The organism is Zoogloea sp., from assembly GCF_023150065.1.
Taxonomy (GTDB): Bacteria; Pseudomonadota; Gammaproteobacteria; order Burkholderiales; family Rhodocyclaceae; genus Zoogloea.
Map to the genome: position 1 here is coordinate 14,722 of NZ_JAKLLN010000013.1, position 20,026 is coordinate 34,747.

The following is a 20,026-nucleotide window of genomic DNA, read 5'->3' on the forward strand; positions in this document are numbered from 1 at the left end:
CAGCCTTCGCCGTTGTATTGACCGTATCTTCGGTGATGGCATCGCAGGATTCCGTTCCTCCAGCGCCGACACGTTTGGCCGCTGCCGTGCGTCTGCCTGCGACGACGCCCGCTGGCGATCCAGTGTCATCACTGGCTGATGCGGCACCGATCGGCGGCTTCGTCCAGGTGGCTCCCGTGTCTGGGGGTGCCCCCACTCGCCGAACCGAATTGCGCATGGCTCACGACGGCAAGGCTTTGCACATCCACGTGCATGCCTACGACCCCGAGCCCTCTGCCATCGTGGCGCAGCAGATGCGCCGGGACGTGGAGGGCATGCTCACCGAAGACCAGGTAACGCTGGTGTTCGACCCCGATGGGGACGGCCGCAACGGCTACCTCTTCGCCGTCAATGCCAACGGTGCCCAGTTCGACGCCCTGATCTTCGACGGCGGCCAGATGCGTTTCGACTGGGATGCGCTGTGGCGCAGCGAGGCGCGCATCGAGGCCGATGGTTGGAGTGCCGACATCACGATCCCCCTGTCGGTGTTCGGGCGCGGGCGCCGAGTCAGCGGGGACGAGGTGCGCAACTGGCGCGTCAATGCCGAGCGCTGGATGCCGCGGGGCAGCGAGCGTGTGCGGCTGGCCGGCATCCAGCCCGACAAGGAGGTGTACTCCCTGGGCGACGCCCTGCCCATGCCGGCTGTCGTTGCCGAGGACCAGGACGGATGGGGGCTGCGCCTGAAGACATCCTTGCGCGCCACCAGCGAGTCGGCCGCCGCGTCGGGTACCGGCCGGGCGCGGCAGCGCCTGGAGCCCGGCCTGGAAGTGTTTCACGAGAGTCCCTCGGGGCTGCGCACGACTGCCGCGTTGAACATCGATTTCGGTGAAGCCGAAGCAGATGAGCGCACCGTCAACCTCACGCGCTTCGAACTCTTTCGCCCCGAGAAACGCGAGTTTTTTTTGCAAGACGCGGGGCGTTTCACCTTCGGTGGATTGGTGGAGAGCGCCGTCATCCCGTACTACTCGCGCCGGGTCGGGCTGGACGCGACCGGGCGAAGGCGCAGCCTGGATGCCGGTCTCAAGTTCTCGGGCCAGCTCGCCGGGACTGACTTTGGCCTGTTCGGCGCACGCGTGGCGGGAGGGCCGACGGAGCCCGGCGAGCCCAATCAACGCGCCGCCGAAGTGGCGGTGTTGCGCGTCGCGCGTCCGCTGGACAGCCGCAGCCGCGTAGGACTGATGGCCACCCGCGGCAACCCTGAAGGTACCTCAGGCAGCAGCCTGTGGGGTGTGGACTACCAGTTCCGGGACACCAACTGGGCGCCGCCGGGCGGGGAGGGGGGCAAGACCCTGGAGACGCATGCCTGGATGCTGGAATCGAGCAATGCCGGGTTGGGCAACGGCCGCTCCTGGGGCGCCAGCGTGAAGTATCCCAACGTGGGTCTCACCGGCAATGCCGAAGTGCAGCACATCGATGCACGCTTCAATCCGGCCCTCGGCTACCTCGCCGAAGCCGGCGTGACGCGAGGGCAGGGCGAATTGGGGTGGTGGCATCGCACGCGCAGGGGCGAGAGCATCATCCCCGAACTCGACTGGAGTTTTCGGCGCAAGCAAGACGGCAGCGAGCACTCGTGGCTGTTGAATCCCGAGCTGGGTTACATCAATGCGGCGGGCGATACGGCGATGGTCGAAGTGTTCTTTGAGGGCGACCAACTGGCCTCTGCCTACACCCCGGTGCCCGGTGTCACCGTGCAGCCCGGCAGCTACGGCTGGCACTACCTGTTCGGCTACCTTGAGACTTCGGCGTCCCGCCCGGTTTCGGCACATGCGGAGTTGCGCAGCGGCGGGTACTACGACGGCCACCGTGACGACCAGGTCCTGCAACTGGCCTGGAAACCCAGTCCGTACTGGGGCTGGCGGGCCGGCCTGGCCAGGAACGCGATTCGCCTGCCGGCGGGCAGCTTCACCGTTCGTACGGCCACCTTGCGACTCGATCACACGCCCAACACGCGCCTGGCGCAGAGCCTGCTGCTGCAGTGGGACAACGTGTCGAACGAAGTGGGTGTCAGCGCGCGCCTGCGCTGGTTGCTGGCATCCGATCGGGAGCTCATTTTCTCACTCGACCGTCTGGGCTACACGGGAGCGCAACGCGATCTGCTTCCCAACCAGACCCGCGCCATGCTCAAGCTGGTGTGGAACCTGGAGCGTTGAGGGGATGAGCATGGCACCACTCTTTCTGCGAAATCTCTCCCCTGTGGCTGAGGGGCCCTGCGGCGTTCGCCCTGCGTCCGACATCGAACTCGAACCCATCATCAAAGACAAGACCGAACGAAAGGGCGCCCGTGTGACGCGATCCTCCCCATCATTCCACGCTGAACATTGGCATCGCCTGGCCTGGGAACACGGCGCGCCACTCGTCCTGATCTGTACCGCACATCTGGCCGCGCTGTGGTGGTTGACGACCACGCTGAACCGCAGCCCGGTGCTGACCACGCCGCCAGCGGTAGTGGGGGTGCTGGTATCGGCGCCTGCCGCGACGGTCGAGCCCAAGCCGCTACCGATGGCGCAGCAGCCTCGGCCCACGCCAGTGCCGCGCCGACGGCCGACGCCGCTGCCCCCGAAAGCCCCACCCTCGGAACGTGCTGTGGCGGCATCGCCGCCCGAGCCAGCCGCCCAGCCGCAGGCGGCAACTGCGGCTGTTGCGCAGGCGGCGCCACCTGCCGCCGCTCCTGAGGCCAAACAACCCGCCGCGCCCGTCACGCCACCACGCGCGGACGCGGCCATGCTCAACAACCCCGCCCCGGCATACCCGGCGCAGTCGCGCCGCCTGCACGAAGAGGGCCGCGTGCTGTTCGATGTGTACATCCTGCCTAACGGCAGCGTTGGTCAGATCAAGCTCAAACGCAGCAGCGGCTTCCCGCGGCTGGACGATGCGGCGCTGGAGGCGATCCGCCGCTGGCGCTACGTCCCCGCCAAGCGGGGCGATGAGCCCATTCCGTACTGGTACGTGCAGCCGCTCGATTTCCAGTTGGATTCGTAGGCGCGGCATCCGAAATGCATTCCCTGTTCCCCAAGAAAGGACTCACTCCATGACCAACAACCCATATGGCATTGCCGCGCTGTGGAGCGGCGGCGATCCGGTGATCCGTACCGTGGCTGTTTTGCTGCTGCTGATGTCGATCGCCTCATGGTTCATCATCGTCACGCGCGTCTGGCGTGTGGTGAAGTTGCGCCGTTCGGCCCGCGCCTCGGCCGACTTCTGGCATGCGCACAGCTTCGGCGAGGGGCTGCACATGCTCGGTGGTGATGCGGAGGGCAATCCGTTTCGCCACCTGGCCGAAGAGGGCAAGGCCGCCATCGACCACCACGCCAGCAATCGGGAAGACCTGCACGGTCAAATCAGTCTGGCCGAATGGCTGACCGAGAGCCTGCGTGGTGCCATCGACGAGAGCGCCGAGCGCCTGCAAAGTGGCCTGTCGGTGCTGGCTTCGGTAGGGGCCACCGCGCCCTTTGTCGGCCTGTTTGGCACCGTGTGGGGCATCTACCATGCGCTGGTGGGCATCGGCGTGGCAGGACAGGCCAGCATCGACAAGGTGGCCGGCCCGGTGGGCGAGGCGCTGATCATGACGGCCTTTGGTCTGGCCGTCGCCATCCCCGCCGTGCTGGGCTACAACGCGCTGATGCGGGTCAACAAGGGCATGCTGGGCAGGCTCAACCGATTCGCTCGGCAACTGCACGCCTACTTTCTGACCGGCGCACCGGTGGCGCGCGGCAATGGGGCCGGCAACGGCAAGGCCGTGCCCGCACGCGCCCTGGCCCAGGCTTGAGGAGTACCGCCATGGCCTTTGGAAGCGGACTCGACAGCAGCGACGACATGGTCAGCGAGATCAACATGACGCCGCTGGTGGACGTGATGCTGGTGCTGCTCATTATCTTCATCATCACGGTGCCGGTGCTCACGCATTCGGTGAAGCTGGATCTGCCGCGTGCGGACAATACTCCCAACCTTGTCAAACCCGAGAGCGTGAATGTCTCAGTCACCGCCGACGGAGCGCTGCACTGGAACGACGACACCATCAATGAGGCGCAACTGACCTCACGCCTTGAAGCGGCCGCCACGCAGCAGCCTCAGCCTGAAATCTTCATTCGCGGCGATCGCAAGGTGGACTACGAGCGCGTCGTGAAGGTGATGGCGGCTGTGCAGAAGGCCGGGGTGTTGAAGCTGGGCTTCGTCACCGAGCCGGGGGGCTGAGCAAGGTATTGCCGCGGTGCTTACCGGGCATGCAGTGATAGCTGGCTTCTGCCCCCACCGGGTTCTTGCCGACCTGATCTGTGCAAATTGGGTGCGGACGGGGTTCCAAAGAGAGTTGAGTGGAAAGACCGCTCGAGCTAAACAAACTCACGGATTGGACGTCCTGGTTGACAGAGTGGTGGGCTGCCATGAGCGATGGTCGCGAAGGCCTGTGGAGCGAGATCGTATTCAACAAATCGGTATCTGTGTATGAGGACCATTGAGGGGACGGACAACCAGGATCTGAAAAGTGTCGGCCTGAAGGTAACCCTGCCGCGTCGCCTCGTTATGGAGATCTTCCGCACTGGTAGCGAACGTCATCTGTCCGTTGAAGATGTCTTTCGGCGGCTGGTCCAGCAAGGGAGCGACGTGGGGTTGGGCACCGTGTATCGGGTGGTGTCACAACTCGAGTCGGCCGGCCTGTTGTCCCGCAACGTTTTCGAGTCGGGCAAGACACTCTACGAAGTCAACGAGGGCGGCGACCACGATCACTTGGTCTGCCTCGGGTGCGGTCGGGTGGACGAGTTTCGCAACGAAGCGATAGAGGGGCTGCTGCTGGATGTGGCTGCGACCCATGCGTACAAGCTCAGCCGTCACAGGCTGGTTCTCTACGGCTACTGCCCGGATTGCGCCGGCATGCACCAGCCGGACCGATGAAGCGATTGAATTCCATTTGCCCGTGAAGGAGCTTTGCCATGTTTCTTGCTGTTTCCCACCGCTCTTCTGTTGCCCATCGCCCGAGCACTTTCCTGGGCGCGCTTCTGTTGCTGGCGGCCATGTCGTCGGCGCAAGCCTCGGACCACACCGTGAAAATGCTCAGCTCCGGCAAGGATGGGGCCATGGTGTTTGAACCCGCCTTCGTCAAGGTGGCGGTGGGTGACACGGTCATCTTCACTCCGACCGAGAAGGCGGCTCATAACAGCGCTTCGCTGCTGGTGCCGGCGGGCGCGACCGGCTGGAAGAGTGACCCGGACAAGGAGTTCAAGGTCAAGATCGAGAAGGAGGGCGTCTACCTCTACGCCTGCCAGCCACACAAGATGATGGGTATGGTCGGTGTGATCCAGGCTGGTAAGCCGGTCAATCTGGCCGATGCCAAGGCCGCAGCGGCGAAGGAGCAGGCGACCTTTGCCATGGGCAAGGACCGCTTTGACAAGGCGTTGGCCCAGGCCAAGTGATCCCGGCCTGGTGATCGTTGAGGCAACCCGTGAGTTCTCCGGAATTTGCTCCCCAACCCCATCCTGGGCCGGTACAGATTTGGGAGGAGCTCGCCCGCCAGAGCAAGGATCTGTTCCGCCGCGGCGAGTTGTTGCGGGCACTCGCCGTTTGCGAGGCGGCGCGGGTCTTCGCGCTCGCGCACTTCAACCAGTGGCCGACTCCCGACGATGCACTGGCCGCTGCCATGGTGAGCCATTTCAATCTCGCCGACACGCAGGCCCGTGCCGGCTGGCTGCCCGAAGCCTCGGCGACCCTGTGTCATGCGCACGGCAGCCTGCTGGCGGTCATCAACGACGCGCAGGCGCATCCCGGGCTGCGCCAGGCCGCATCGCGCCACATGCACCGCTCGCTTCTCGCGCTGGCGCAGTTTCAGTCGGCTCATGGTGAGCGCAGGGAGATTGCCCAACTGCTGCGCCAGCACGGCCAAGCCATCAGCGCAACTCGGGCTGAACGCGATCATGGCGGCGAAGCCGAAACGACCGAAGTTCCACGTGTTCTGCATTGACCCTGATCCAGTCCACCCGCTATGAAAGGAATCAAGACATGTGCATGACTTTGGCATGATCTTGACGAGGCTTCTTCGCGTTGTGCTGGGGAGGGTCCTCCCGCTCGGGGATGTCAACCCGGGCTCACCGACTTGGGCACCTGCCCGAAGTAGCGCGCAAAGGCCGCACTGAAGCTGGCCGGGTGCCTGTAACCGACCGCGTAGGCGGCCTGCGCTACCTGACAGCCGGACTGCAGCAGCGTTCGTGCTCGCCGCATGCGCAGTTCAAACAGGAACTGGTGCGGCGTGGCGCCGTAGAGCTCACGAAACCCCTGCTTGAATTTGCACTCGTTGAGCCCGACGGTGACGCTGAGGTACGGAATCGTCAGCGCGCGATCCATCTGGGTGTGCATCAGATCGCGGGCTCGGGAGAGTTTTTCCACGTCGGCTGCGCTCAGGCGCAGGGATGAGGTGCTCGGCACCGATGCTGGCATGAGTGGGCGCAGGTGTTCGGCCGCCAGGGTCAGGGCGGCGATGTGCCGATCCACGGGCGTTGCCGCTTCGGGCGACAGCAGCGGATGGAGCAGAGTGCGGCACCAGGCCGTCGTCGGGTGCTCACCCAGCAGACGAATTCCCTTGCGACTGGCCAAGTGCGTCATGGCCGCCTCGCCGAGGTAGCGCGAGAGCGCGTTGCCGTTGAGCACCAGCCTGAGCTGGCGAACCGCCGTCTCCGCCCGAAAGTGCCGCTCGCCGCGCGTGTGAGCAAAGGCCGCGAGGGTGGTGCGTCCGGCGCCAAAGCGCAGGCTGGCGCCATCCTCGGCCACGAAGCCGGACTCGCCCGACAAGCCGTACGTGATCACCAGTGTCGGCCCTGCCTCGTTCTGGGTGGATGCCTCGGCGAGGTCCCGCGTCGGTTGGTAGTGCGAGCGAACCACCGTCAGCCCATCGTCGAGTGTGGCGCGGTCGATCCAGCAGCCGTTGCCTGAGATGGGAAGGCGGCCTGTCGTCCCCACGGCGCGCGCCTCTTCAACCTTCGTGCCCAACCTCGCTCCCGTTTGCATACGAAACCCTCCCGATTGCCATCGAAATTACATGAGAACAATTCTCATTGCTTCTTAGCATGGAAGTCGTCTGATACTCAAGGAGAACGACTCATGCCCACCCTCTACTTGCGGGCAAGCGGGCTGCTGCCGCTGATGGTGACAGCCCTGTCGGCGACGGCGCAGCAGGCACCTGAGCCGCAGCGGGAGCAGGAACGGGAGCACGTGCTGCCGGCTGTCACCGTTACGGTGAACAAGCAGTCTCAAACGCTCGAGCGTGTGCCCGCCAGCGTGTCCGTCTTCGACGGTGAGCAGCTCGAAGCCGACGGTGTGCGCGGTCTGGAGGGCGTGGCGGCGATCACCCCGGGTTTTGCGTTCCAGACCATGGGGCAGTCGGGCGCACAGCCGCCGGTGATGCGCGGGCTGTCGGCCAACGTCACCTCGTTTTCGTCATCGACCGCGCTGGTGGTGGATGGCGTGGCGACGCTGCGCGGGCTGGGCTTCGACGACGCCTTGCTGGGAGTAGAACGCGTGGAGGTGCTGCGCGGCCCTCAGTCGACGCTCTATGGACGCAATGCCGAGGCCGGTGTGGTGAACATCGTCACCCGTCGACCGGGCAATGAACCGCATGCCGCCGTCTCGCTCGACCTGGGCAGCCGCAACAAGCAGGCCCTGCGCTTCGATGCGAGCCGGGCCCTGGTGGACAACACGCTCTTCCTGGGCGTGGCCGGCGAATTCGCTCGGCAGGACGGTTTCATCGACAACACCTACTCTGGCCGCAAGGAGGATGACCGCGAGCGCAAGGGCGGCCGCGTGGCCTTGCGCTGGACGCCGAGCGCCCGGACCGATGCCACGCTGCGGCTGAACCAACGTGAGTACGACGACGGTGGTTCGCTGTGGGGGCCGACGGGCGGTGCACGAGAGAGGGTGCGCTCCGGAACCGAGAGCTGGAACCGATCCCAGGCCCGTTCGGCGTCGCTGGATGTCTCCCATGAGCTGGCCGACGACCTGCGCTTGCGCTCGATCACGGCACACAACGAGTACTTCGACCGCATTCTTCAGGACACCGACTTCCAGCCGGCCGATCTCCTGCACCTGGGGCGCGATTACCACTTCAAGACCGTGTCGCAGGAGCTGCGCCTGGAGGGCAAGGCCGGTGAGGCGCGCTGGCTCGCCGGCGTCTACCTCGACCGCGAAGACAACGCCTTGAACTTCGAGCAGAAGACGCCGTTCGCACTGGCGCGCACGCGGTCGACGCAGAAGGGGGACTCCACTGCCGTCTTCACCCACTGGGACGTGCCGCTGACGGCGCTGGGGTTGGCGCTGTGGTCCATCCAGGCCGGCCTGCGCGTCGAGCGCGACGAGATGCGCTTTGCACTGGCCGGCGGCAGCGAGCAGACGCGGAGCTGGACGCATGCCAGCCCCAAGCTCGCGCTGCAATACCAGTGGCAGCCTGCGGCGCAACTCTACGCCAGCGTGTCCGACGGGTTTCGTGCGGGGGGATTCAATGCCTTCGCGCCGGAAACCCATCGCCGCTATGAGCCTGAGAAGGTGCGTGCCTTCGAACTGGGCGCCAAGGGCCACCTCTTGAACCGGCGCCTGCGCTACAGCGCGGCCGTCTACCGCATGGACATCGACGACATGCAGGTGCAGCAGATGGGCTCGGTGGCCGGGCAGGTGTTCATGACCAACGCCGCCTCGGCCCGCTCGACCGGCGCCGAGGCCGAATTGCGCTGGCTGGTCGGCAGCGGCTGGCAGGCGCAGATGGGGCTGGGGCTCAACCACACGCGCTTCCGAGAGTTTCGCGACGGCGCCAACGACCACGCCGGCAAGCGCAACCCCTTTGCGCCCGACATCAACGGCCATCTCGGCGTGCGCTACGACGCGCCCTCGGGCTGGTTTGCGCAGGCCCAGGCCGCCGGCGCCGGCAAGGTCTACGTCGACGCGGCCAACACGGCGGCCAACAAGCGGTCGGGGTATGCCGTCATCAACCTGTCGGCCGGCTATGCGTGGACCCGCACCGAACTGACGGCCTACGTCAACAACGCTGCCGACAAGCACTACGACGTGATCGGGTTCCCCGCGAGCACGATCACGATCTACAGCCCACCCCGCGAAGCCGGGCTGCGCCTGACCTTCCGTCTTTGATCGACAGGGAGCCGATCTCATGAATCTCGAACAAACACATGAGCTGCGCCGCTGGTGGGATCTGGCGGTCGCTCCCGTGCAGGCCGAGGGCCTGCGGCTTGCCGTCGAACTCGGCGTGCTGGATGCGCTCTTCGAGCCGGCCGGCGCCGCGACGCTGGCGCAGCGCCTGCAACTGCACCCCGTCGGCACCGCCCATCTGCTGGAACTCCTGTGGAGCATGGGGGTGCTGGAGCGCGAAGGCCATGGCCGCGACCACGACGAAGGCCAGGTCGATGACGACGGCGCCACCGATGACAAGCCGACCTATCGCCTTGAAGCGGGCGTGCGGACCTATCTTGGCCACGGCTCGGAGCTGTCCTGCGCCAAGGCCTGGCTGTTCCGGCTGCGGTCCATGCGCGGGTTCGTCGACAGCCTCGGTGAGCATGTCCGCCACGGTCCGGGCGTGCCGAAGCTCCCGCTTTCGGCTGACCACGGCCCCTCCGGTGGCGCAGCGCAGTGGGCGGCCGCCGCGCGGGTGCAGATCGCGCAGGAGCAGCGTGCGGTGACCGCGCCGGCCGCCGTCGAGGTGATGGCGCGCCTGCCGGAGTTTCAGCGGGCGCAGCGCCTGCTCGATCTGGGTGGCGGCCCGGGTCTGGTGGCCATCGCGCTGGCCGAGCGGCGCCCGGACCTTCAGGGCGTCGTGTTTGACTTCCCCGAGACGGTCGCCGTGGCGGCCGAGAACATCATGGCACGGGGGCTTGGCCACCGGCTGTCCACGCGCGGCGGCAGCCTGGCCGCGGACGACATCGGGTCGGACCACGACCTGATCTGGTGCTCATCGGTGCTGCATTTTGTGCCGGACATCGAATCCGCCCTGCGCAAGATCCTCGCCGCCCTTCGACCGGGTGGCGTGCTGGTGGCGGTGCATGCGGAACTGCCCGAGGAGCAGGGTGGAGCGCGCAGCGTGGTGCCGTGGTACCTGCCGCTGCGCATGCTCGGGCGGCACGTGACGCATGAGGGGGAGCTGGCTGCGGCCATGGCGCGTGTCGGCTTCGTGCGCATCGAGCAATTCGCGTCCGGTCAGTTTCCCATGGCCGTGCAGCAGGTCGTCGTGGCGCGGCGCGAGGTGCCATGAACGGTACGCTGCGTCCTGGCGTCCAGCAGCTGCTGTTTGGTTGGGTGAACTTTGCGTTGACGGCGCCCGCCATCTACCTCTGGCTGGGCCTGCCATTGATCATGCGGCAACAGGGTTGGTCGGGTACGGAGATCGGTGTCTTTCAACTCGCCGGTCTGCCCGCTGTGTTCAAGGCGCTGCTGGCGATTCCGGTGGAGCGCTGGCTGCTCCGGCGGCGCTCTGCCTTGTCGTCGGATCCAGCGTTCGACCCGTCGAACAGGGTCTTGGCCTGGCAGCGCTGGGCTTGGCTGACGGGCGGCGGCTTCACGCTGTGCCTGCTGGCTCTGGCGGCAGTGGGTGAGGATGCCGGCAAGGGAACGCTCTTTGCGCTGGCCCTGCTGGCGGCCCTGCTGTCCACCTGGGCCGACATCCCGGTGCAGGCGCTGGCCATCGGGCTGCTGCCACCTCAGGCCCGGCCGCTGGCCGGCGGCATCCGCGCTGCGGCCACGTTTGCAGGTGCAGTCGTGGGCGGTGGCCTCATGCTGCTGCTCCAGCAGGCCAGGGGCTGGGCGCTTCCTTTCCTGATTCTGGCCGCAGCTGTGTCGAGCGCCTTGGTGATCGTCGCTGTGCTGGGCCGTGGATCCGCTCCATCGCCGCAGGCGATGTCTTCAGGGGCCGCCGTGTCGAGGCTGGCGCCCTGGCGTGTCTGGAGAGGCTTCTTTCAGCAGCCGGGGGCGCCGGCCTGGACGCTGCTGCTGGCCGGGCAGTTTCCTTTCGTCGCGGCCGCCTGGGTGTTCCTCAAACCGCTGCTGCTGGACCATGGACTGCCCGCTGCGCAGGTGGCGCTGGTCGCCGGTGTGGGGGGAGGGGCCTTGGGCGCTGGCGCCAGCCTCGCGGCAGGCTGGGTGCGGCGGGAGCGCCTGATGTCGATGGCGTGGCTGTCGGCGTGGGCCAATGTGCTGGCCCTCGGGTTGTTTGCCGCTGTCCTGGGTTTTCAGCTTGGCGTGGAGGCGCGTTGGGGACTGTTGGCGGGCAGCGCCGCGCTGGCCCTGGCGATGGGGCTGGCGTCTTCGCTCGCCTTTGCCTTGATGATGGAGTTCTCTCGCGATGCCTGCCGGGCCACCGACTACGGCCTGCAGGCCGGGCTGTTCGCGCTGAGCCGCGTGCTGGTGCCGCCCGTGGCGGGCCTGCTGCTTGACCGTTTTGGCGACGCGGCGATGTTGGGTGCACTGGCGGCGCTCGCGCTGTGCACGGCGCTGGCCGGACGCCGTCTGCGGCAAGGAGCGTCCACGTCATGACGAACAAGAGAGATGACGTGACGGTGGTCGCCGACCCGGCGGTACTGGTTGTCGGCGGCTATGGCGCGGTGGGGGGCGGCATCGTCCGCGCCCTGCTGCGCGACAGCCCCTGCCATGTGCTGGTCGCTGGACGCAGCCTGGAGCGGGCTCGCGCGTTCTGCCAGGCCCATGGCCCTCGGACGACGGCGGTTGCCTTGCGTGATGAGGATTTCTCGCTGATCGAGGTGTTGCCGCACCGAATCACCGTGGTGGTCAACTGCGTCGAAGAAGCGAGCCTGCGAATCGCCCCGCAGTGCCAGGCCGCCGGCGTTCACTACGTCGACGTCTCGGCCACGGCTTCGGTGCTGGATGCAGTGCAGACCCGATGGGCGCTGGGCGAAGGTCGGCGCTCCTGTGCGGTCCTGAGCGTCGGCGTCGCGCCGGGGCTCACCAATCTGCTGGTGCGCCAAGCCTGCGACCACCTGGGGCCGCTGCGGCACGTGGACGTCACGGTGCTGCTGGGTGCAGGCGAGGTCCACGGCCTGGCCGCCATCCGCTGGACGCTGGACCGTTTGGGCGCCGCGTTCACGCTCCAGACCCCAGCCGGTCCAAGAGCGGTTCGGGCCTTTGGCGATTCGCGGCCGGTGCGGCTCGCAGCGCCCTACGGCCGAAGAACCGCCTACCGCTTCGACTTCTCGGAGCAGCACACGCTGCCGCGTACCCTGGCTTTGCAGTCGGCCGCTGCCTGGCTGTGTTTCGATTCCCGGCTGGTGACGCAGGCCTTTGCCTGGATGGCGCGCCTGCGCGTTCGGCGGTGGCTGCCGCTGGACGGCTTGGCGAAGTCACTGGCCTGGGCGGCCGCGCATGCGCCGGTCGGCGGCAATGGATTCATGGTCCAGGTCGATGCCCTCAGCCAGGCTGGGGATCGCGCGAGTTGGGCCGTCGCCGGAGAGGGGGAGGCGGCATGCACGGCTGCGGTGGCCGCCTGGGTGGCTCGCACGCTGCTGGCTGGCCGTCTGACACCGGGCGCCCATCACATTGAGGAGGTGCTGACGTTGGACGAGGCGTTGGCGGGTTGCGCGCCAGTCCTTCGGCGGGTGGGGTTCGACCCGATGTAGGCGCTTCTCGCCGACTTGACAAGGCTCGGATTCGCCTGGATTGACCGCGTGGCTGCGCTTTGTCGCGGGTGCCTCAGCCACGGTGTTGCGGACAGAATCGCCGCTCGAACCACTCGGTGAGCATGGCCTTGTCGTACACCAGCGGATCGCCATCGGAGCGGACAAAGGCACTGCGAGACAGGTAGTCCATGTCCGAAACACGCTCCTGCTGTTCGGCGAGTACCTTGCCCTGAGCGTCCTTCCAGAGGTACTCGAGGTCCGCCCGCGGCCACGTGACACCGCGCATGATGCGCACATCGTACGTGCCAGGGCGCCACCACTCATGTCGGCCCGCCAGGTCGAGGTCGGTGATTCGGATGTCCAGCGTATGGCCCGCCGGCAGGCAGCGATCTCCCAGGGCCTGCAGGTGCCGCCTGATGGACTCAAGGTTGCGCTGGGAGCGCACGCCGTAGTCGCCCGCGTCGGCATAGTGCTCGGGATGGACGAACTGCACCCCGACGTCGGCTGCAGCAGGCGGCACGGGTGCCGACAAGGCTGCGACACAGCACAGCGCGCGGAACGTTCTGGTGGTCATGGTGAACCCTCGTATTGCTACAAGGTATTCGACTCCGTAGACCTTCATCTGGTTGCACCGCGCACACGGGGGCTGACATCGAAATCGGGCCGATAGAGCAGTGATTTTGGATGGCGTTCCTGCCTTGCTGGCGGCACGATGGGCTTTTCGAGACCTCCATGGACGCTCAGCGCTATTCCATCGCCGGACAGGTGTATGACGCTTTGGATCCTCGCTTGCAGGAGGTTCTGGCGCGCGTGCGCGAGGGGGTGGATCGGCCGCGTTGCCTGTGCGTGCCTGACGGTGTCGAGATGTACGTGGCGCGCCACCGGCAGTACGTCGTCAAGCGCATGCCGGGCACTGGTGGGCAGCATCATCCGCAGTGCCCGTCCTATGAGCCGGATGCCCAGCAGTCCGGGCTCGGCGAACTGATGGGGGAGGCCATCATCGAGACCCTGGCGGGCAGCGTCGAGTTGCGCGTGGATTTTCCGTGGGTGCGCGTCCTCGGACGGGGTGTCGCGCCGGGCGAGCCCCATGATCCGGGTGAGATCAACGTCCCGCGTCGCCGGATGAGCCTGCGCGCCTTGACGCACTTCCTTTTCGAACGGGCGGGCTTCAATCGCTGGTTGCCCGCCATGGCGGGCAAGCGCAACCAGGGTGTCATCTGCAAGCACTTGCTGGAGGCTGCGGCGGAGATGATCGTCAAGGGACAGCCGCTTTCTCAACGCCTTCATGTTCCCGAGCTCTTCAGCGAAGCTTCGAAAGCTGCGGCCGCCCAGCGCCGCCGCGATAAGCTCGCGGTCCTGCAACCTCGTGATGGCCATTCGCCGCTGGCGGTGGTTCTGGGCGAGTTCAAGACCTGCGAGGCGACAGCGTTCGGGCGTCGCGTGTGGATCAAGCACATGCCCGACGCGCCGCTGCTCATCGCCGACAAGACCTGGGAGCGCGCTCGGCGGGCCTATGCGGCGTACTTCGAGGTGCAGGACGCAGATGTGGGCTACCGGCCGCGCTTGGTGTTGACGGCCTTGATCCGTGCCAAACGTGAGCACGTCTATGAAGTGGATGCGTTGAGCTTGATGTTGACGACCGAACACTGGATTCCGGTGGAGGGCGCGCACGAAATTGAACTCATCCACGCCCTGGTGGAACAACAGCGGCGTTTCATCAAGCCCTTGGGTTACGACGCGAGGAGCACGGCGGGGTTTCCGAACGCACTGCTGACTGACACCGGCGCCGAGCCAGTCGCCCTTCACGTGGTCAGCGCGTTCGCCGAGGCAAAGGAACGTGCGGCCAAAATGCAGGTGATTGCGCGGATATCGCCGCCGCCCTGGACCTGGTGGACCGATCAGCCGATGCCGACATTGCCTGCTTGTGCGGTGTGCTGAACACGGCGTCCTCCGAGGGAGGAAAAGTTCGGGTACGGTACCCTACCTTTGGAGGAAATCGGGTACCATACCCGACGTTGGCGAACTCTGTTGAAAGGATGGCTATGCGACTGGTTCCGACCCCGGTGGCATCGAAGCTTACGGGCCTTTCGATAGAGAAGCTTCGCGAGTGGACCAGTCGACGTGCGCTGGTGCCGGCGGACGTGCGTCCGAAGACGAAAGGATCGCCTGCACAGTTCAGTTGGCAAACCATCCTCGTTCTTCGGCTGGCCGTGCTTCTTCGCGACCAGTTTGCTGTTGAGCTGCAGACGCATCAAGGCGCGTTCGCCCAGTTGCGCAAGGCACTGCGATCAACCTCTTTCATTGCGCTTTGGGGCCGGCGCTTGGCGTTGGCTCCCGGAGGCGCATGGTTCTTTCTGGATGATGGGTCGCTGCCGTCCGAAGCCGATGCCATCGTTGTTCGTCTCGATCCGCACCTTGCTGTCCTGCGGGACGGTTTTGCCTTGCCTGATGTGGCTGCTGGTCAACTCGATCTTTTCTCCTTGCCTGCCACGCGCGATACCCCGACGGTCAAGGCGGTGAGTCGCCCCCGCCAGAGGAGGTCGGCATGAGCCGCCAAGCTTGGAGCGTCGCAGTGCGTGGTAGGCACGGTTTGATGCGCAGAGGGGTGTAGCGTGGCGGGCGCAGTGCTGAAGCAGTGGCTGGACAGGCTCGGCTATGCCGCCGAGCCTGCGGCGCTTCACGTCCGCGGTGCGGCGATCTCCGAAGCGCACCCTTATGCGTTGGAGATCAAGTCGCTGCTCAAGCCGGACGGGGCCGTTCGGGCTCAGGCGGTCTTCGTGGTGGAAGGCGTGCCAACCGTTGTCTTCATGGCGGATGACCAGCCTTTGTCGGCTTCTGCGCTCGACGATGTCCGCAAACGCATTTGGAATCAGAACCTGGCAACGGTGGTGATCGAGCTGCGCGACCGCGAAGCGGTTGCGCTTCCGGTACGAAAGCTCCAGAAGGCTGAGCAGCGTTTCAGTTTGCAAGAAGCCAGGCCGGATGGTCCGTTTTCCGCCCTCGACGTCGCCACTGCGAATCTGTCGCGAAGGCTGCCGGCTTGGTTCGACGTCAAGGCTCGGGTGGACAGCAAGCTGCTTGCGAACTTGTCGGTGACAGTGTCGAAACTTGCGGGTACTGGTTTTCGTGGCGCTGCAAAGACCAGTGACCGCAAGCGATGGGCAGAGCTGCTCATGGGGCAGGTGCTCTTCATCTCCTATCTGGAGCATCGGGAGATTGTTGGAGTGACCTATCGCGGGCGTCGCGATGTCGGTGAGCTTCATGACCTCGTTGCGCGAATGGACCGCGAGGGCGTGCGCGTGCTGGTCGATCGTCTGCGCGGAGATTTCAATGGCGATTTCCTGGGCGACGACCGGCACGATCCCTGGACCGCCCTCACAGATGACGGATTCGATTTTCTGAACCAGTTTCTGCGCCGAACCGACATGGAGACGGGGCAGGGCGATTTCTGGAATTACGATTTCAGCTACATCCCCGTCGAATTGCTCTCCGGTCTCTATGAGAAGTTTCTGACGCCAGAGCAGCAGGCCAAAGATGGCGCCTACTACACGCCCCGCAACCTGGCAATGCTGGCGGTTGAACAGGCGCTCATGGCCTCGCCCGATCCGCTGGCGGAGACGATTTTTGATGGAGCCTGCGGTTCAGGCATCCTGCTGACCACAGCCTATCGTCGCCTGATTGCACTGTGCGAGGCGCGGCAGGGGCGGCAACTCGGATTCGCCGAGCGGGGTGAGCTCCTCAAGCGCAGCATCTTTGGCGGCGACATCAATTTCATGGCGTGCCGCGTGACGGCCTTCAGCCTGTACCTATCCCTCCTTGAGGGGCTGGCCCCAGCGGACATCTTGGCGGCACAGGAGCGCGATGGAACGAAGCTGCCCTCCCTCAATGGGAGCAACCTCGCCCATGGCAGCCAACGGGCCGACTTCTTCCGGACTTCCCACACGTTCCACACGCGCCGTTTTTCATTGGTCATCTCCAATCCTCCCTGGGCAGAACCTGAGGGCGAGAGCCGAACGTCGGCGGATGACTGGGCGGATCGCGCTGGTGTTCCTTTTGCACGGCGGCAGATCGCCGGTGCCTACGCGCTGCGCGCGCTTGAATTTCTCTCGGAAGGCGGTAGAGCTTGCCTGATCCTTCCCATCGGCCAATTTCTTGGCGCCTCCAGCGCGGACTTTGTCGCTCACCTTCTCAAGGGATACCGACCGTCGCGCCTGATCAACTTTGGCGATCTGCAGGGGCTGCTGTTTCCTACGGCTGAAAACACGTGCCATATCTTCCTGGGGGAGAGACGTCCGGATGGTTTGTTGAGTCACATTCCGTTTGGGGAGACGTTCGACTATTTGGTGCCGAAAGCCGACCTTAGTCTTGCCCTCGGTCGGTTGACCATGCAGTCCGCCGATCGCCACACGCTGCAGACCCGCTCGGTTGCCGAGGATCCACAACTGCTTGTCGCCATGATGTGGGGAGATGCCAGTGACCTGTCCATCTGGACGCGGTTGACCTTGCGCGGTACGTTTGCCGATTTCTGGCGTGGGCCCCGCGAGTTTCGGCGCTGGGTATATCGAAAGGGGATCCATCTCCATGACAAGAGCCGTGAGGCTGTCGATCCCGGCGAGCTGCGCAAGATGCCATTCGTGCCCATTGTGGCGCTGCGTGCGGGATCGCCTGTTCTTCATCCCGAACTGCTAGCCAAGTGGCCTGAGGCTCAGGACACGGTCGTGGGTTTGAACGAAGGGGTGCGTGCCGTTTTCGATGGACCGCGAGTGCTTTTTCCGGATGGTTTCTCCAAGGGTGAGCAGAACATTCGCGCGGTCTACTACGATGGGCAGGCCTCCTTCACCCACAGCATCGGTGTGATCGCTGGCCGCGAGGAGGACGCTGCCCTGCTTCAGTTCACTGCGGCGTATCTGCGCTCGACGCTCGCCCGCTACTTTCTCATGATGCGTGGCTGGAAGATGCTGTGCGAACGCAACGGCGTGCATCTGGCTGACGTCGAAACCTTCCCGTTCTTTGTGCCAGAGGATGCGCCGGATCCGGCGGCGGCACGGGACGCGCTCTTGGCGGTTCAGGCTCGCATGGCGGAACTGATGGCCTTGCCCGAACTTGAGCAAGCATCCCGCTACGACGAGTTGCGTGACGAGTTTGACGCGGCGGTTTTTTCCTATTTCGGACTCTCCGGTGAAGAGCAGACGCTGATCCGTGAATCGGTTCGCGTCCTCATGCCCTCTGTGCGGCCGCGCAGTTTCAAAAGTTTGGATACCCCAGCTCAGCATAGGGCCAGCGCCGAGGACTTCGGCATCTATGCGCAGGCACTCGCCAATGCCTTGACTGCGTGGAGAACGAAGGCACGCGGCCAAGGCCGATTCCGTGTCGATGTGGTTGCGAACGATCCGAGTCGCGCTGGGCCGTCAGGCATCGTGCGGATTTCGTATCTGGGAGATTCCACTGACAGGCCCGAGGTCAGCGCGTCGATGAATGACGAGTTGGTGCTTGCGACACTCGCCGAGTTGAGAAAAGCGGGGCTTTGCGCGATTCCATCGGGAGACTTCCTCTGCCTGGTGCCGGATGTGCATCTCTGGGTTGATGGCGCGCTGTACCTTGTGCGGCCGCTAACCAAGCGCAACTGGACAGTGCGAAAGGCTCTTCGAGATGCCGAGCATATCGTCCGTGGTGTGCAAGTGCGCCAATCCGTCGAGAAGGGGGAGGCGACGGCATGATGTCTCCAGTCGACTGGTTTGCTGCCTTTCCGATCCAGCCGGCCACGGAGGCCGTGGAGGCGCTGCGTCAGGGCTGGACAGAATTGGCGGGACGGCCGCGCCCGGATTTCAATCCCAAGACGAAGGAAGATGGGCTGACCAAACGGCTGAAGGTGTACGTTGAGAACCACGTCGCACGGGAACGCGGCTTGCTCGGTATGTGGGCTGCCGAAGACATCATCGGGGACGTTGATCCGAACACTGGCGCGATGCTTGAGGAGCGTCGGACCGATATTGTCTACGGCTGGAACGATGACGTCCGCGGCATGAAGCTGGTCTTCGAGTTCAAACGCCTGGGTCGCCAGAAGAAACACCGTGACCACTATCTACAAGACCAGGGATTGGGGCGATTCGTCACGGGCATCTATAGCAGAAAGGAGGCCGTTGCGGCCATGGTGGGAGTTCTGCTGGATCCGGAGCCTGAGGTGGTGCCACCCATCAGGGAGGCACTCCAGGACGCTGCGCTTGCCACGTTTCTGCGTTTGCGGCGCTTGCCTTCGGGCCTCCCTTATGCCCGGCCTTCTGCGATGTTCACGGGGGCGGATTTCGATACGGAACACGAGCGGGATGCCGCGCTTGCACCCACGCACGGGACGATTCGCGTATCTCATTTCTTCTTCGCATTCGGCTATCCGACTACCACTCGGAAGCAGAAATCCGCATAGGAGCCCATTGCCAGCTGGATCATCGGCCGCGCCGTCTGGCCTCTCCCGGATTGACGCCGAACTGCTTGCGAAATGCCGCTGAGAAGTGGCTCATGTTCGAGTAGCCCAGATCGCACGCCACTGCCGACACACTGGTATCGTCCCTCAGCAGGCGGCGCCGCGCCTCGTTCATGCGCTCATGCTGGAACAGGCCGTACACACTGAAGCCGTACAGCGCGCGAAACCCGCGCTTCAGTTTCGCCGGGCTCAGCCCGTTCTCGCGCGCCACATCCAGGATCAGCGGAGGCTGCGACAGATCGGACAGGAGATGCGCGCGCGCACGGGCCAGACGCATTTGATCTGCTCGGTCCAATGCGCCTGTGCCACCTATATCCGCCCGCGCCTCCAAAAGCAGGCTCACCAGCGTCAGTCCTTGTGCCTGCAGCCACAAGGGGTGCCGGTCCCCTGACGATTCGCCGTCGCCCGGACGGTACCGCATCGCGTGCGCCAATGCTTGGGCCGTGGCATGCAATTCCGTGCCGCGGAGCCCGGTCTCAAAACACAGTCCATTTGATAGCGCACGACGCAGCGTCGGTTCGGCGTCGCCCATCAGTTCCTCGAATGCGTCATGTCGCACCATGACGCCAACGCTCTCATAGACACCGTGCTGGTGAAATCGCCAGCACTGATCGGGGCCAAAAGCGATGTTGCCACTGGCCGCGTGAACCTGACGCTCGTCGATCCGCCGGCCGACACCTTGCCCCTTCATGCCGTTCAGCACCGCGAGGGATTCGCCCAGCAATACGTAGCTGAAATGGATGAACCCGCTGTCATCGAGCACGCTGAGATCGATCGGGTTGGCCAGACGCGTGGACCAGTGCATCAGCTGCACGCCCTCTCGCGTCGCCACCCGCCGATGACTGGACGTAACAAGGTCCAGCCCCAAGGCTTCGCTGGGGTCTCTGATCATCTCCGTGGCCAG

Annotated in this window: 18 protein-coding genes; 15 read left to right on the forward strand and 3 right to left on the reverse strand. The window is 65.2% G+C overall.

Annotated features, from left to right (window positions below; translation table 11 throughout):
* Nucleotides 1-215 precede the first annotated feature (215 nt).
* The 7 genes from L6Q67_RS14710 to L6Q67_RS14740 all read left to right on the forward strand — a co-directional run bounded on the left by L6Q67_RS14710 (nucleotide 216) and on the right by L6Q67_RS14740 (nucleotide 5,989).
* Entirely contained in the window at nucleotides 216-2,189 is a 1,974-nt protein-coding gene (locus tag L6Q67_RS14710) for a DUF5916 domain-containing protein (protein ID WP_166311827.1), read from the forward strand.
* Between the two features lie 4 nt (nucleotides 2,190-2,193).
* A complete protein-coding gene (locus tag L6Q67_RS14715) occupies nucleotides 2,194-3,018 on the forward strand; it encodes an energy transducer TonB (protein ID WP_296570803.1) in 825 nt (274 codons plus the stop codon).
* Between the two features lie 49 nt (nucleotides 3,019-3,067).
* Nucleotides 3,068-3,805, forward strand: a complete 738-nt coding sequence (locus tag L6Q67_RS14720) for a MotA/TolQ/ExbB proton channel family protein (protein WP_166300447.1) — start codon at nucleotides 3,068-3,070, stop codon at nucleotides 3,803-3,805.
* 11 nt (nucleotides 3,806-3,816) lie between these two features.
* Complete coding sequence (locus L6Q67_RS14725) at nucleotides 3,817-4,230, forward strand: biopolymer transporter ExbD (RefSeq protein ID WP_166300449.1); 414 nt, start codon at nucleotides 3,817-3,819, stop codon at nucleotides 4,228-4,230.
* Nucleotides 4,231-4,479: 249 nt separating this feature from the next.
* The gene (gene fur, locus L6Q67_RS14730; RefSeq protein ID WP_166300451.1) at nucleotides 4,480-4,926 is read left to right on the forward strand and encodes a ferric iron uptake transcriptional regulator; all 447 of its coding nucleotides are present in this window, start codon (nucleotides 4,480-4,482) and stop codon (nucleotides 4,924-4,926) included.
* Between the two features lie 38 nt (nucleotides 4,927-4,964).
* On the forward strand, nucleotides 4,965-5,444 hold the full coding sequence (locus L6Q67_RS14735) for a pseudoazurin (RefSeq protein WP_166300453.1): 480 nt from the start codon (nucleotides 4,965-4,967) through the stop codon (nucleotides 5,442-5,444).
* A 29-nt stretch (nucleotides 5,445-5,473) separates the two neighbouring features.
* Nucleotides 5,474-5,989, forward strand: coding sequence for a hypothetical protein (locus L6Q67_RS14740; protein ID WP_166300455.1), 516 nt, complete (start codon nucleotides 5,474-5,476; stop codon nucleotides 5,987-5,989).
* A gap of 113 nt (nucleotides 5,990-6,102) precedes the next feature.
* Here the strand turns inward: L6Q67_RS14740 and L6Q67_RS14745 are convergent, their stop codons facing one another.
* The gene (locus L6Q67_RS14745) at nucleotides 6,103-7,011 is read right to left on the reverse strand and encodes an AraC family transcriptional regulator (RefSeq protein WP_296570820.1); all 909 of its coding nucleotides are present in this window, start codon (nucleotides 7,009-7,011) and stop codon (nucleotides 6,103-6,105) included.
* Nucleotides 7,012-7,122: 111 nt separating this feature from the next.
* Between L6Q67_RS14745 and L6Q67_RS14750 the strand changes: the two genes are divergently transcribed.
* The 4 genes from L6Q67_RS14750 to L6Q67_RS14765 are packed head-to-tail and all read left to right on the forward strand — an operon-like array spanning nucleotide 7,123 to nucleotide 12,644.
* Nucleotides 7,123-9,156, forward strand: a complete 2,034-nt coding sequence (locus L6Q67_RS14750; protein ID WP_166300457.1) for a TonB-dependent receptor — start codon at nucleotides 7,123-7,125, stop codon at nucleotides 9,154-9,156.
* 19 nt (nucleotides 9,157-9,175) lie between these two features.
* A complete protein-coding gene (locus L6Q67_RS14755; RefSeq protein WP_166300459.1) occupies nucleotides 9,176-10,270 on the forward strand; it encodes a methyltransferase in 1,095 nt (364 codons plus the stop codon).
* Entirely contained in the window at nucleotides 10,267-11,547 is a 1,281-nt protein-coding gene (locus tag L6Q67_RS14760) for an MFS transporter (RefSeq protein WP_166300462.1), read from the forward strand. Before L6Q67_RS14755 ends, L6Q67_RS14760 begins: the two co-directional genes overlap by 4 nt.
* Nucleotides 11,544-12,644, forward strand: a complete 1,101-nt coding sequence (locus L6Q67_RS14765) for a saccharopine dehydrogenase NADP-binding domain-containing protein (RefSeq protein WP_166300464.1) — start codon at nucleotides 11,544-11,546, stop codon at nucleotides 12,642-12,644. Before L6Q67_RS14760 ends, L6Q67_RS14765 begins: the two co-directional genes overlap by 4 nt.
* A 73-nt stretch (nucleotides 12,645-12,717) precedes the next feature.
* Here L6Q67_RS14765 and L6Q67_RS14770 read toward each other — a convergent pair whose 3' ends face one another.
* Nucleotides 12,718-13,218, reverse strand: coding sequence for a DUF3016 domain-containing protein (locus L6Q67_RS14770; RefSeq protein ID WP_240939348.1), 501 nt, complete (start codon nucleotides 13,216-13,218; stop codon nucleotides 12,718-12,720).
* A gap of 158 nt (nucleotides 13,219-13,376) precedes the next feature.
* Between L6Q67_RS14770 and L6Q67_RS14775 the strand changes: the two genes are divergently transcribed.
* From L6Q67_RS14775 to L6Q67_RS14790, 4 genes are all read left to right on the forward strand, one after another.
* Entirely contained in the window at nucleotides 13,377-14,582 is a 1,206-nt protein-coding gene (locus L6Q67_RS14775; protein ID WP_205904704.1) for a DUF1173 family protein, read from the forward strand.
* Nucleotides 14,583-14,686: 104 nt separating this feature from the next.
* Nucleotides 14,687-15,193, forward strand: coding sequence for a hypothetical protein (locus L6Q67_RS14780; RefSeq protein WP_166300468.1), 507 nt, complete (start codon nucleotides 14,687-14,689; stop codon nucleotides 15,191-15,193).
* 63 nt (nucleotides 15,194-15,256) lie between these two features.
* On the forward strand, nucleotides 15,257-18,361 hold the full coding sequence (locus L6Q67_RS14785; RefSeq protein ID WP_166300470.1) for an N-6 DNA methylase: 3,105 nt from the start codon (nucleotides 15,257-15,259) through the stop codon (nucleotides 18,359-18,361).
* The gene (locus tag L6Q67_RS14790; RefSeq protein ID WP_055399685.1) at nucleotides 18,358-19,065 is read left to right on the forward strand and encodes a hypothetical protein; all 708 of its coding nucleotides are present in this window, start codon (nucleotides 18,358-18,360) and stop codon (nucleotides 19,063-19,065) included. The genes L6Q67_RS14785 and L6Q67_RS14790 overlap by 4 nt, the downstream gene beginning before the upstream one ends.
* Before the next feature lie 19 nt (nucleotides 19,066-19,084).
* On the opposite strand, the gene L6Q67_RS14795 is transcribed toward L6Q67_RS14790, so the two are convergent.
* On the reverse strand, nucleotides 19,085-20,014 hold the full coding sequence (locus L6Q67_RS14795; protein WP_166300473.1) for an AraC family transcriptional regulator: 930 nt from the start codon (nucleotides 20,012-20,014) through the stop codon (nucleotides 19,085-19,087).
* Nucleotides 20,015-20,026 lie beyond the last annotated feature (12 nt).